General features: G+C 65.4%; 12 protein-coding genes. 10 read left to right on the forward strand and 2 right to left on the reverse strand.

The window, feature by feature from the left end; translation table 11 throughout:
- Positions 1-24 precede the first annotated feature (24 nt).
- The 5 genes from F3W81_RS00425 to F3W81_RS00445 all read left to right on the forward strand — a co-directional run bounded on the left by F3W81_RS00425 (position 25) and on the right by F3W81_RS00445 (position 5161).
- Positions 25-1014, forward strand: a complete 990-nt coding sequence (locus F3W81_RS00425) for a TRAP transporter substrate-binding protein (RefSeq protein ID WP_193081596.1) — start codon at positions 25-27, stop codon at positions 1012-1014.
- 9 nt (positions 1015-1023) lie between these two features.
- Positions 1024-1536, forward strand: a complete 513-nt coding sequence (locus tag F3W81_RS00430) for a TRAP transporter small permease (RefSeq protein WP_193081597.1) — start codon at positions 1024-1026, stop codon at positions 1534-1536.
- The gene (locus F3W81_RS00435) at positions 1533-2837 is read left to right on the forward strand and encodes a TRAP transporter large permease (protein WP_193081598.1); all 1305 of its coding nucleotides are present in this window, start codon (positions 1533-1535) and stop codon (positions 2835-2837) included. The genes F3W81_RS00430 and F3W81_RS00435 overlap by 4 nt, the downstream gene beginning before the upstream one ends.
- 123 nt (positions 2838-2960) lie before the next feature.
- Complete coding sequence (locus tag F3W81_RS00440; RefSeq protein ID WP_193081599.1) at positions 2961-3869, forward strand: methylenetetrahydrofolate reductase; 909 nt, start codon at positions 2961-2963, stop codon at positions 3867-3869.
- Between the two features lie 86 nt (positions 3870-3955).
- Complete coding sequence (locus F3W81_RS00445; protein WP_193081600.1) at positions 3956-5161, forward strand: LysR family transcriptional regulator; 1206 nt, start codon at positions 3956-3958, stop codon at positions 5159-5161.
- 76 nt (positions 5162-5237) lie between these two features.
- On the opposite strand, the gene F3W81_RS00450 is transcribed toward F3W81_RS00445, so the two are convergent.
- A complete protein-coding gene (locus F3W81_RS00450; RefSeq protein WP_193081601.1) occupies positions 5238-5450 on the reverse strand; it encodes a hypothetical protein in 213 nt (70 codons plus the stop codon).
- Positions 5451-5789: 339 nt separating this feature from the next.
- Positions 5790-7610: a gamma-glutamyltransferase gene (ggt, locus tag F3W81_RS00455; RefSeq protein ID WP_193081602.1), complete on the reverse strand. Its 1821-nt coding sequence runs from the start codon at positions 7608-7610 to the stop codon at positions 5790-5792.
- A 307-nt stretch (positions 7611-7917) separates the two neighbouring features.
- Here ggt and F3W81_RS00460 point away from each other — a divergent pair, with 307 nt between their 5' ends.
- The 5 genes from F3W81_RS00460 to F3W81_RS00480 all read left to right on the forward strand — a co-directional run bounded on the left by F3W81_RS00460 (position 7918) and on the right by F3W81_RS00480 (position 13578).
- A complete protein-coding gene (locus F3W81_RS00460; RefSeq protein ID WP_193081603.1) occupies positions 7918-8736 on the forward strand; it encodes a purine-nucleoside phosphorylase in 819 nt (272 codons plus the stop codon).
- Between the two features lie 211 nt (positions 8737-8947).
- Entirely contained in the window at positions 8948-10183 is a 1236-nt protein-coding gene (locus tag F3W81_RS00465) for an aromatic ring-hydroxylating oxygenase subunit alpha (protein WP_193081604.1), read from the forward strand.
- 13 nt (positions 10184-10196) lie between these two features.
- Complete coding sequence (locus F3W81_RS00470; protein WP_226942002.1) at positions 10197-11267, forward strand: 2Fe-2S iron-sulfur cluster-binding protein; 1071 nt, start codon at positions 10197-10199, stop codon at positions 11265-11267.
- A gap of 170 nt (positions 11268-11437) precedes the next feature.
- The gene (locus tag F3W81_RS00475; protein WP_193081607.1) at positions 11438-12139 is read left to right on the forward strand and encodes a VIT1/CCC1 transporter family protein; all 702 of its coding nucleotides are present in this window, start codon (positions 11438-11440) and stop codon (positions 12137-12139) included.
- Positions 12140-12273: 134 nt separating this feature from the next.
- Positions 12274-13578, forward strand: coding sequence for an aspartate aminotransferase family protein (locus F3W81_RS00480; RefSeq protein WP_193081609.1), 1305 nt, complete (start codon positions 12274-12276; stop codon positions 13576-13578).
- Position 13579: the final 1 nt, after the last annotated feature.

Below are 13579 nucleotides of genomic sequence, written 5' to 3' on the forward strand. Positions count from 1 at the left end.
GTCGTATGTTTCAGGGAGGAAACCATGATTAGCAAAACACTCAGCAGCTTTGCTGTGTCCACGGCCGTCGTGCTGGGCGGGCTGACCGCTGCCACGGCTGAAGAACTGTCTTTCGCGCATTTCGTACCGCCCGCGCATACGCTGACCGCCTCGGTCGTCGAGCCGCTGGCGGACTCGCTGGCCGCCGATACCAATGGCGAGCTGACGGTGCGCGTCTATCCCGGCGGCGAGCTGGGCAAGGGCCCGCTGGAGCAATACGTGCGGGTCGTGCAGGGCGTTGCCGATATCGTCTGGGGGCTGCCGGGCTATACCTCGTCGCAGTTCGAGAAGACCATGATCGCCGAGATGCCGGGCGCCATTCCCGACGGCGTGTCGGGCTATACTGCGATCTGGCGCGCCTATCCGATGCTGGAGAAGGAATTCCCCGCCACCAAGCCGCTGGCGCTGTGGACGTCGGAGCCGAACGTTTTCATCATGAAAGACCATGATATCCGCACCCCCGCCGATGTGGCCGGGCTGAAGATCCGCGTCGCCGGTTCGACCTCGGCCGCCGTGGTCGAAGCGCTGGGGGGCACGCCGGTGCAGATGCCTGCGGGCGATATCTACAACGCGCTGCAAACCGGGCTGATCGACGGTGTGATCACCGGCTCCAGCGCGATTGGCGATTTCAAGCTGGACGAGGTGGCCAATTCCTACACCCTTGGCGCGCCGCTTGGCACGCTGACCTTCTACGTGGTGATGAACCAGGCCCGCTATGACGGTCTGACCGATCCGGAGAAGGCGGCGATCGACAAGGTTGCGGGCGAAGTGCTGTCCAAGAGCGCCGAGGATGCCTGGAACGCCAAGGCGGATCAGGTGATCGAGGGGCTGCGCGCCGACAGCAAGGTGACGGTGATCGACCTCGACGACGCGCAGGCGGCGGCCTTTGGCGACGTCACCCTGCCGGTGACCGAAGCGCTGCTGGAAAACATCGACGGTGGCGCGGATGTGCTGGCGGCGATGCGCGGCGAATGAGGGGCAAGAATGTACGCCTCGATTAAGCGACTGGCGGACGGGTTGATCAACCTGTCCTCCCTTCTCGGTACGCTGGGGCTGATCTTCGTGACATCGACCGTTCTGGTCGATGTCATTGGTCGGTTCTTTGGCGCGCCTTTGCACGGTGCGCAGGATTTTACACAGATGGGCATGGTGATCATCGTCTTCGGAGGCATGGCGCTGTGTGATCGTCTGGGCGGCCATGTCGCCGTTGATATCTTTGAGAGCAAGTTCAGTGTCGTCATGAACCATGCCTTTGATATCTTTGCGGCATTGCTTGGCGCGGCGATCTTTCTTGGCATTGCCTACACCGTCTATGACAGCAGCAAGCTGTCGCAGATGCTGAACCTCGCCACCAATATCGTGCGCCTGCCGAAGTGGTACTTTCAATGGGCGCTGTCGGTGCTGGCGGTGATCACCGCGCTCGGCATGGTGCTGCGCGCGGTTGAGCTGATGCTGGCCGGGCCGCGCGCCCGTGCCGAGCGGGAGATCCGGGAATGAGCGGTGGACTTATCGGCCTCAGCGGCCTGATCATCCTGTTCGTGCTGCTGATCATCCGCATCCCGGTGGCCTTCGCGATGTTCGCGGTCGGCTTTGCCGGCATCTGGGTGCTGCGCGATCTGAACTCGGCCATGAGCCTGCTGGCCTCGGAGAGTTTCACCATCGCCTCCTCGGCCGAGCTGGTGGTGGTGCCGCTGTTCATCCTGATGGGCAACGTCGCCTCGGTCACGGGGATGAGCGCGCGTCTCTACGATGCGGCCTATGCCATCGTCGGGCAGATCCGGGGCGGGCTGGCGCTGGCGACAGTGCTGGGCTGCGCGGGATTCGCGGCGCTGTCGGGGTCGTCTGTCGCCTCGGCTCTGACCATGGGCAAGGTCTCGATGGACCAGATGAACCGCTTTGACTACGACAACCGGCTGTCGACCGGGGTTGTGGCGGCGGGGGGCACGCTGGGCATTTTGATCCCGCCCTCGACCGGCTTCGTGATCTACGCGATCCTGACGCAGCAGAGCATCGGGCGGCTGTTCCTTGCGGGCATCCTGCCGGGTCTTTTGCTGCTGTCGATGTTCATGCTGACCGTGGTGCTGCTGTGCTGGCTGATGCCGGGCTTTGGGCCGCGCGGGCCGAAATCCACGATGCGCGAGAAGGGCCGCAAGATGGCCGGCGCGCTGCCGGTGCTGCTGGTGGTGATTCTGACGATTGGCGGGATCTATGGCGGGCTGTTTTCGCCGGTCGAGGCCTCGGCTGTCGGGGCCGGTCTGGTGATCCTGATCGGCGTGCTGGAGGGGCGGCTTGGCTTTGCCCGCTTCTGGGAGGCGGCGAAAAGCTCCATCGTGACCTCGGCCACGGTGATGCTGATCCTGATTTCCGCGCATCTGATCAACCCCTTCCTGGCGCTGACCCATATCCCGACGCTGATCGGAGAGTACCTCTCGGCGCTCGACGTGGCGCCGATGGTTGTGCTGGGGCTGATCCTGCTGACCTATCTGGTGCTGGGGTGCTTTCTGGAAGGCTTCGCCATGCTGGTGCTGACGATGCCGATCTTCTTTCCGGTGATCACGCAGCTCGGCATGGACCCGATCTGGTTCGGTGTGCTGGTGGTGCTGACGCTGGAGATGGGGCTGATCTCGCCGCCGGTGGGGGTGAACGTCTTCGTCGTCAAATCGGTGGCGACCGACGTGCCGCTGGGTCGGATCTTTGCCGGGGTGATGCCGTTCTGGATCGCGATGCTGGTGACGCTGGCGATCCTCGTGGCCTTTCCACAGATCGCGCTGATCCTGCCGAATACGATGATCGAATAGGGTTGGGGCCCTCCCTCTCTGGTTGGTGAATACATGGGTCGATGAATTACGCTCAATTCAGCCAAATTAGTTGATTGAAAGCGATTCAATGTATACATTAAACGGAGAGGGAGGATTTCATCCATGGTCAGTCTGTTCGGCAAACGACGCGAAGCGGCGCAACCGGCCCCGACAGGGGTGCGGGAGGTCGTACGCGGTTTCTCCATCGAGGTGATGCCGCGCACGGCCGCCAAGGTCGAAGATTTCAAAGGCCTGCTGCCGCAGGGCACGCGGGTCTATATCGCGCATATCGAGGGCACGCCCATCGAGGATATGGTCGCCACCGCGAAGCGGCTGGGCGAGGCTGGCTTTGAGGTGATGCCGCATTTCCCGGCGCGCATCATCCCCGACCGGGCGGTGCTGGAGGAGTGGGTCAAGCGCTATCACGATGAGGCGGGCGTCACCTCGGCGCTGCTGCTGGGCGGGTCTCCGAAGACGCCTGCGGGGGCCTATGACTCCTCGATGCAGCTGCTGGAGAGCGGGCTGTTCGATGCGCATGGCTTCACGCGGCTGCACTTTGCGGGCCACCCGGAGGGCAACCGCGATATCGATACCGATGGCTCTACCAGGCTGGTGGATGCGGCGCTGCACTGGAAACAGGACTATGCCGGGCGCAGCGACGCCGAGATGGCGATCGTGACGCAGTTCGTGTTTGACGCGGCCCCCGTGCTCAGTTGGACACGGCGCCTGCGCGAGGCGGGGGTGAGCCTGCCGGTGCATGTCGGCGTCTCGGGGCCGGCCAAGTTGCAGACGCTGATCCGCTTTGCGATTGCCTGCGGTGTCGGGCCGTCGATGAAGGTGCTGGAGAAGCGCGCGATGGACCTCAGCAAGCTGCTGGTGCCCTATGAGCCGACAGATGTGCTGAGCGCCCTTGCCCCGGCGCAGCAGATGGGCGAGATTGCGCAGGTCCATTTCTTCCCCCTCGGCGGCATTGTGCCCTGTGCTGAGTGGGCGAAGCGCAATGGCGGAGCGCCGCTGCAAGCGGTCGTCTGATCCACGCACGGGAGGGTGCGGCGGGCAGGCGCACCCGGGCAGCGGCATGACATCTGACAGCTTGGCCAGGGGAGGGGCGAGCGGTGATGATTGCCGAATATTATCCTAATCTCAGGCACATGGCCGGGATCGTGGCGATTGCCGATACCGGCAGTATGTCCGAAGCGGCGGTGCAGCTGAACCTGTCGCAGCCCGCGCTGGCGCAGGGGCTGGCGAAGGTCGAGCGGCAGATGAAGGGCGCGCTGTTTCGCCGGGATGCCCGTGGCATGCGGCTGAGCGAGGCGGGCGAGATGTTTGTCGCGCGTCTGCGGCGTGGCTTTGACATCCTGCGGCAGGCCTCGCCCGTCACCAAACGCAGCAATCTGCACCAGCTGGTCACCATGAACCAGATGCTGAGCCTGATTGCCGCCGTGGATCATGGCGGCTTTCGCCCGGCGGCCGCACGGCTGGGGCGAGCGCCGTCTTCGCTGAGCCGGGCGTGCCGCGACCTTGCGGATCAGGCGGGCACGCCGCTGTTCGAAGTGGGGCCCATCGGCTTTCGCCCGACCCGTCAGGCCGAGGAGCTGGCGCGGGTTTTTCGTTTGACCCTCAATGAGATACATCAGGCGGCGGCGGATGTGCGCGGCTTGCAGGGGGACTATGCCGGGCGGCTGGCGATTGGCTGTCTGCCGCTGGCGCAGGCGGTGATCCTGCCCGAAACGCTGAACCGATTCGCGCCGGAATTCCCCGGAATCTCGCCTCAGGTGGTTGGTGGGCGCTATGCGGATCTGGTGCAGGGGTTGCTGAACGGCGATCTCGACGTGCTGGTCGGGGCGCTGCGGCGCGAGGCGGTGCCGGGCGCGCTGACCTGCGGTCTGACGCATGTGCCGCTGTTCTCTGACGGGCTGGTCGTGGCGGCGCGCGCGGGGCATCCTCTGGCCGGCAAGGCCGCGATCTTGCTTGAAGATCTCAAGCAATTTCCGTGGGTTGTGCCCGGAGTTGGGGCGCCGGCGCGCGGCTGCTACGACCAGCTGTTTGCCACTGGCAGCGCCGCGCCGGCGTCAGTGCCGAAGCCAGTGGAAACCGAGGTTTATGGCGTGGTCGGCGGGCTGTTGCGCTCCTCCGACCGGCTGGCCATTCTGGCACGCAGCCAGTTTCCCCGCGATAACGGATTGAAACAACTGGATTTTGAACTGCCCGACAGCCAGCGCGAAATCGGCCTGACCTATATCGAGGGCTGGTTGCCCTCAGTCCCGCAGGCGCGGTTCCTCAGCCTGCTGGGCGATGTCTTCAGCGAAACCACGCAGTTCTGACGCGGCCTCAGGGCATAAAAAAACCGGCTCAAACCAGAGCCGGTTTTTCTAAACTCGGTACCCACACTGGCTGAAATCAGTCAGCGAAGTACTTGTTTACAAGGTGTTTTCCGATGTCCTGACGGGCAAGGCCGCGGGCGCGCAGCTGCTTGTCGGAGGCATACATCAGCGAAGACGCCTCACGGGAGGCAGCGATCGCGCTGAAGACCGAGGCGAAGACGTCTGCGACAACGCGGCCCGCGTGACGGACGCCGGAGAAGGGGGTGTGCGGTGCGGTGATGAAAGCCATGTTACTCGTCCTTGATGTCGGATCTGATATCTGTTGTTGCCCTGACATCTAGGCCTTTCTGCGTCGCAGCACAAATGTAGGTTCGGTAGCCCCGTCATGCGTTTGGCGCAGGGCTTTGACCGCAAGGAATGACGTGGGCGCAGGGCTGGTCTGCGTAGGGCAACGGGGCTGCCCCGAAGGGGGCCGCTCAGAACCTCTGAAATGGCTGAAATTGCGATGTCGGTATCGCGTCGGTATCTGAACGGTATCCGAACGGTGCGATTTGCGCACCTTGGCTGGCGCGCGGCCAAGGCGGGAAGAGGAGGCAGGCCGTCTGGCCCGCCTCGGAAAGTGTGTCGCCTACTCGCCCAGGGCGATGCCTTCACGGCGCGGATCTGCGCCCCCGCGCAACCCCTCCCCGATGGAGATGGCATGCAGACCGGAGTTCATCTCCTTGGGCTGGACGGTATAGCCGAGCCCTTCGAGCGATTCCTGCAGGGCGGTGGCGGTGGTGTCGGATTCCACCTCATAGGGGCCGAAGCGGTTCACCAGATGCGGCATCGACACGGCTTGCTGCACGTCCATGCCCCAGTCGAGATGAGCGATGATCGCCTGCGCGACATAGCCGATGATGGTGCTGCCGCCGGGGCTGCCGATGACCAGCGTCGGCGCGCCGTCCTGCATCACGATCGTCGGCGACATGGAGGAACGCGGCCGCTTGCCCGGCTCGACCCGGTTGGCAATCGGCACGCCTTCCTTCTGGGTGTCGAAGGAGAAATCCGTCAGCTCGTTGTTGAGCAGGAAACCCCGCACGAACAGGCGCGAGCCAAAGCTGTTCTCGATGGTGGTGGTCATCGACAGGGCATTGCCGGCGGCATCGACGATCGAGATATGCGAGGTCGAGGGCAGCTCGATCGCGGTGTCATCTGCCAGCAGCCCGGCATGGTCCCAGTCGGGCAGGCCGGGGGCGACGTCGGGCAGGGCGATATCGCTGTCCAGCAGCTCGGCGCGACGGGCGAGGTAGGCGGGCTCGATCAGGCCCTTCAGCGGCATCGGCACGAAATCGGTATCGGCCATGTAGCGGCCCCGGTCGGCAAAGGCGAGGCGCGAGGCGTCGCCGATCAGGCGCCAGGTTTCCGGAGCATCCGGGCCCATGGTGGCGATGTCATAGCCCTGCAACATGCCCAGGATTTCGCCAATCGTCAGGGCGCCCGACGACGGCGGGCCCATGCCACAGACCTGCGCGGCGCGGTAGGGCGCACAGACGGCAGGGCGCTCCTTGACCTCGTAGATCGCGAGGTCGAGGGCCGAGAGCACACCGGGATTGCCCGGCGCCTGCTGCACGGTCGCGGCGATGTCGTCGGCAATGTCGCCGATGTAGAAGGCCTTGGCGCCGCCGTCCGCAATCTGGCGCAGGGTGTCGGCATAGGCCGGGTTGCGCAGGGTCTCGCCGGCATGCAGCGCGGTGCCACCGGGATAGAAATAGGCCTCGGTCTCGGGGAAGCGGCGCAACCGGTCGTCATCGGCGGCGATCAGGTCGGCCAGCCGGGGCGAAACGGTAAAGCCATCCTCCGCCAGTGCAATCGCATCGGCGAACAGGCCCGACCACTCGGCCTTGCCCCAGAGCTCATGCGCGGCCTCCAGCAGACGCGGCGTGCCCGGCGTGCCGACCGAGCGGCCCCCGACCACGGCGTCGAAAAAGCGCAGCGCCTCGCCCGTCTCGGTCTGAAACAGCTGCGGCGTGGCGTCCAGCGGCGCAGTTTCGCGCCCGTCCAGCGTGGTCAGCTTGCCGGTGGCGGCATCGAACCACACCAGAAACGCGCCCCCGCCGAGGCCCGAGGACTGCGGTTCTACCAGCCCCAGCACCGCCTGCACGGCGATCATGGCATCGGCAGCACTGCCCCCGGCCTTCAGCACCTTGGCCCCGGCCTGCACGGCCAGCGGATTGGCTGCCGAAATCATCCAGGTCTGCGCTTCGACCGGCTTGCCCTCAGCCTTGGTCTTCAGCGCCGCCGTCGCCGCCTCCGACAGGCCCGGAAAGGCGGCAAGCGCACCCGTCGCGGCTTCGGGCGTCCCGGTTTCGGGGGCGACAGCATCGCTGGACTGCTGGGCCCAGGCGGGCGCCAGCGGCAGAGCGAGGATTGCCAGCGCAAGGCGGACAGAATTGGACCAATTGGACATGCGACGTCTCCTGATGTGGCGTGGTCAGTGTTGCGGGCGCAGGGCTTCCCGTCCAGCCTGTGTTGAACACCAAAGGTAGCGTCCCCGCCCATCGTTTCGAGGGCCCGCAACGCGGTTGCCGACAAAAGACGCAAACCTGCCCGGCAACAGGCGCCCCGACAGCCCGCCCGCTCCACCCCGCCCCTGTCATCTTGCCCGAAATACTTCGGGGGAGGCGCAAAGCGCCGGGGGCAGCGCCCCCTCGTTACCAGCGATTGCCTTTTCCCGCGCAAGGCAGTGAAGTGGCGCAAACATCAACGAGGACCCCATGAGCAAACACCTGATCGCCGCCGACCACCTCAAACGCGCGCTCGACGGACGTCAGCCGAAGATCGGCATCATTCTTGGCTCCGGCCTCGGCGATCTGGCGGATCAGATCGAGGACCCGGTCTATTTACCGTATGACCAGATCGAGAACTTCCCGATGTCGACCGTCGCCGGGCACTCGGGCCGCTTCGTCATCGGCAGCCTTGGCGGGCAGCAGGTGATCTGCATGCAGGGGCGTCTGCACAGCTATGAGGGGTTCGATTACTCCGACCTCGCCCTGCCGATCCGGGCGATGCGCGCGGTCGGGGTCGAGATGCTGTTCATCTCCAACGCTGCCGGCAGCATGACCACCGAAATGCCGCAGGGCAGCCTGATGGTGATCTCTGATCACGTCAACTGGTCCGGCTTCAACCCGCTGATCGGGGCCAATGACGACAACGTCGGCCCGCGTTTTGTCGATATGGGCAACGCCTATGACCGCGATCTGCGCGCGCAATTGCACGAGGTCGCGGGCGGTATGGGCGTGGTGCTGCATGAGGGGGTGTATTTCTGGTACACGGGGCCGAACTTCGAGACCCCCGCCGAAATCCGCGCTTTCCGGATGCTGGGGGCAGATGCCGTCGGCATGTCGACCGTGCCTGAGTGCATCGCCGCCGTGCATTGCGGCATGAAGGTGGTGGCGGTCTCGGCGATCACCAACCTCGCCGCCGGCATGGACGTGACCCAGACGCTGAGCCATGAACACACGCTGGCGCAGAGCGCGACGATTTCGGACCGCTTCTGCCGCCTCGTCACGGCTTTCGTTGCCGCGCAGGGCTGAACCGGCCGCAAGCTCTGCCTGATTTCAGGGCAGAGCTTGCCGCTTTGACGGGCTGTTTTCACGCTCTGAGCGGCAAAAAACCGCACGGGCCTGCGCGATGTCTCAACCACGCTGCGAAGAGGCGGATTTTGACCATGTGGGCGCCGCATTCCTGCCTATGGTCGCGGGAAAGGTCGCTCCGACTCCTCCTCTTGCTATGGGTCCCTCCTGAATGCTCTCGCACTCCGACGTTCTCTCGCTTCTGATGTCCCGCAAGCCGGGGTATTCGCTGCCGCAGCCCTTCTATACCGACCCCGACGTCTATCAGGCCGATCTGAGCGGCATCTGGTACCGCGAATGGATCTATGCCGTCGCCGTGGCCGAACTGCCGAAGACCGGCAATTACGTCACCGTGCAGGTCGGTGCCTATTCGGTGATCGTGGTGCGGGGCGCCGACAAGGTGATCCGGGCGTTCCACAACTCCTGCCGTCACCGCGGCAGCCGGATCTGTTCGGCGACCAAGGGCAGCGCGCCGAAACTGGTCTGCCCCTATCACCAGTGGACCTATGAGCTGGACGGCAAACTGCTCTGGGCGCGCGAAATGGGGCCGGAGTTCAACCCCGCCGACCATGGCCTCGGCACCGTGCATTGCCATGAAATTCAGGGGATGGTGTTCATCTGCCTCGGCGATGTCGCGCCCTCGACCGCTGAGCTTGAGGCACAGGCGAACCGCTACCTCGCGCCGCATGACCTCGCCAACCTCAAGGTCGCCTATCAGAGCCAGATCGTTGAGCAGGGCAACTGGAAGCTGGTGTTGGAGAACAACCGCGAGTGCTATCACTGCGGGGGCAACCACCCGGCGCTGTGCCGCACCTTCCCCGAAGATCCCAATATGGTGGGGGGCGACGATTCCTCCAGCTCGCCCGTGGGTCTGGCGCATGTCGAGCGCTGCGAGGCGGCGGGCCTGCCGTCGAAATACCTTGTCGCCGCGAATGAGCAGTGGCGGTTTGTGCGCATCCCCTTCATCGGCGATGGCGTCAGCTACACGATGGATGGCAAAGCGGCTGTGGCGAAACGCGTCGGCAGCGTGCCGTTTGATAACGCGGGCAGCTGCCTCTATTTCCATTACCCCAACACCTGGAACCACTTCCTGTCGGATTCGGTGCTGACCTTCCGCGTGCTGCCGATCAGCGCCACCCAGACCGAGGTGACGACGACCTGGCTGGTGCACAAGGACGCGGTCGAGGGCGAGGATTACGACCTCAAGCGCCTGACCGAGGTGTGGCTGGCGACCAACGACGAAGACCGTCAGATCGTCGAGGAAAACCAGATCGGGATCAATTCGCCCGCATATCGTCCGGGGCCGTATTCCCCGGTCGAGGAAACCGGCGTGCTGCAGTTCGTCGACTGGTATTGCCGCACCCTGCAGGGCACGTTGCTGCCACGCAGCCTCTACGCCGCGGAGTAAGCGCATGATCCCGATGCCGAAAGCCGACACTCCGGTCTGGAGTGATTCCGAGGAGCTGGAATGCGTGATGCTGATCCCCGAGGCGCCGGGGGTTGTGACATTCACCTTCCGCCCGCCGTCGGGGGCGCGCTTTCTGTATAAGGCCGGGCAGTTCATCACGCTGGATCTGCCGGTGCCGGGGCAGGGTGGCAGCATCCAGCGAACCTATACGATCTCGTCCTCGCCGGTCAGCAGCGCCTATATCACCGTCACCGTGAAGGCGCAGGAGGGCAGCATCGGCACACGCTGGATGCTGGATCATCTGCGCCCCGGAATGCGGCTGCGCGCCTATGGCCCGGCGGGGCTGTTCCATCTGCCGCCGCAGCCCGATGGCAAGTACCTGTTCATCTCGGCAGGGTCGGGTGTGACGCCGATGATGTCGATGGCCTCGACCCTGTTCGAGCGCGGCGAAGATCCCGACATCTGCTTTATCCAATGCGCCCGCCGCCCGCTGGACCTGATCTTTCGCCGCCGTCTGGAGTATATGGCGGGGCGGGTGACGGGGCTGCAGCTGCACTTCATCGTCAAGCAGGCTGATCCCTATGACGCCTGGACCGGCTATCGCGGCCAGTTCAACCAGCTGATGCTGGGCCTGATGTGCAACGACTATCTGGAGCGCGACGTCTATTGCTGTGGGCCGGAGGGGTTCATGACCTCGGTGCGGGAAATCCTGCACTCGATCGGCTATGACATGGAGCGCTATCATCAGGAGAGCTTTGAGGCGCCTGCGGAAACCGTCGCGGAGATCACCGAGTTCGACGATGCGGTGCCCGATGAGGCCGTCGCGGCGGAGATCGTCTTCTCGCGCTCCGGTGTATCCGTCGGCTGCAACGAGAATGACACGGTGTTGCAGGTGGCACGGGCGGCGGGGCTGCGCATCCCCTCGGGCTGTACCTTCGGGATCTGCGGCACCTGCCGCGTGAAGAAATCCGAGGGCGAGGTCTATATGGTGCACAACGGTGGCATCAGCGACGAGGACATCGAGGACGGCTATATCCTGGCCTGCTGCTCCAAACCCATCGGCAAGGTCGCGATCGAGGCCTGAGCCGTGAGGCTGCAGGGCGTGCGGCGGTGCGAGTTGGTGCCTGCGGCGGCTGGGACATTTTGCCTGTGCCGCTGCGGGTCATGACGGCTTGACCTTGTGCGCGTTCGCGGCACAGGGTCTGGGCAATCCGTGCCGCCGTTTGGGGGGCCGCCGGGTGCCAGGAGATCCCTATGAGCCAACCATCCGCCCACGAAGAAGTCCATTTCATCAACCGCTCCGGCTGGCTGCGCGCCGCCGTTCTGGGGGCCAATGACGGCATCGTCTCGGTCGCCTCGCTGATCGTGGGCGTTGCCTCGGCCGAGCCATCCGGGCGGGCGATCCTGATTGCCGGGGTCGCAGGGCTGGCGGCAGGCGCGATGTCGATGGCGGCGGGAGAGTATGTCTCGGTCAGCTCGCAATCGGATATCGAACGCGCCGACATCGGGCGCGAACGCGAGGCGCTGAAAGCGATGCCCGAAGAGGAGCTGGCCGAGCTGGCCGCGATCCTGGAGGGACGTGGCATGAGCCCGGCCACGGCCGCGACCGCCGCGCGCGAGATGAGCGAAAAGGATGCGCTGCGGGCGCATGTTCGCGAAGAGCTGGGGCTGTCGGAGGAGAATGGCGCGCGGCCTCTGCAGGCGGCTATGGCCTCGGGGGCGACGTTTTCGGTGGCGGCGGCGGTGCCGGTTCTCGCCTCGGTTCTGGCGCCGGCGGGGGTGGTGATCCCGGTGGTGGTGGGGGTGACGCTGGTCGCTTTGGCGGGCCTGGGGGCGCTGGGCGCACAGGCGGGCGGCGCGCCGAAACTGCGCGCGAGCCTGCGCGTGGTGGTCTGGGGCGCCGCGGCGATGGCCGTGACCTCGGCTGTGGGGCTGGTGTTCGGCGTGGCCGTCTGAGGCTTTGTGCAGCAGCAGGGCTTGCCCTGCAGGGCAGCCGCTGCGCGGTCGGGCGTGGCACACCTGTTTCGGTTTGCGTGCCTCCCCGGGCCGTGTCTAGGCTGGCGCGAGAGTTGCAACCGGGGGACCCGCCGATGACCAAGAACGAAGAGCGCGCCTTCTGGGACGCCGCAGACGCCCATGTGCTGCGCTATGGCGGCACCTTTGATCGCAAGATCATCGAGCGGGCCGAGGGGGCGTATGTCTATGACGCCGATGGCGCGGCGATCCTTGATTTCACCTCTGGCCAGATGAGCGCCGTGCTGGGGCATGCGCACCCGAAGATCGTCGAGACCGTGCGCGCCCAGATCGGCAGGCTGGACCATCTGTTTTCGGGCATGCTGTCGCGGCCTGTGGTGGATCTGTGCGCCAAGCTGGCGGCGCTGGCGCCGGGCCTCGACAAGGTGATCCTGCTGTCGACGGGGGCCGAGTCCAACGAGGCCGCGATCCGCATGGCCAAGCTTGTGACCGGCAAGCACGAGATCGTCGGCTTTTCCAAGAGCTGGCATGGGATGACGGGCGGCGCGGCCTCGGTCACCTATAGCGCGGCGCGGGCGGGGTATGGACCTGCCGCCGTTGGCTCGCTCGCGATCCCGGCGCCGAATGCGTACCGGCCCCGGTTCACCCACGCCGACGGGACGCTCGACTGGCAGACAGAGCTGGATGACGCGTTTGATCTGGTGGACAGCCAGTCGACGGGCAGCCTCGCCGCCTTCATTGCCGAGCCGCTCCTGTCGTCGGGCGGGATCATCGAGCTGCCCGAGGGCTACCTCGCGGCGCTGAAGGCCAAGTGCGCGGAACGCGGCATGCTGCTGATCCTCGACGAGGCGCAGACCGGGATCGGGCGCACGGGCGACATGTTTGCCTATCAGCGCGATGGCGTGACGCCGGATATCCTGACGCTGTCCAAGACGCTGGGGGCCGGGCTGCCGCTGGCGGCGATGCTGACCACAGCGGAGATCGAGGAAGAGGCGCATAAGCGCGGCTATATGTTCTACACCACCCATGTCTCGGATCCCTTGCCGGCAGCTGTCGGGCTGGCGGTGATTGACGTGGTCGAGCAGGGGGGGCTGGTTGAGCGCGCGCGTGTCGCGGGGGCCAGGCTGAAGGACGGCCTGCTGGCGTTGCAGCAGCGGTACGAGTGCATCGGCGATGTGCGGGGCCGGGGCCTGATGGTGGGGATGGAGATCGTGACTGACCGCCAGAGCAAGGCTCCGGATATCGCCACGGGCGAGCGGATCGGGGAGGAAGCGCTGAAGCGGGGCCTGTCGATGAACATCGTCAAGATCCGCAGTTTGGGCGGTGTCTTCCGCATCGCGCCGCCGCTGACCATCTCTGACGCCGAGCTGGAGCAGGGGCTGGAGATCATCGGCCAGTCCATCGACGCGGCTCTGGGCTGAG

This window comes from Pseudooceanicola spongiae, from assembly GCF_014899185.1.
GTDB lineage: Bacteria > Pseudomonadota > Alphaproteobacteria > Rhodobacterales > Rhodobacteraceae > Pseudooceanicola > Pseudooceanicola spongiae.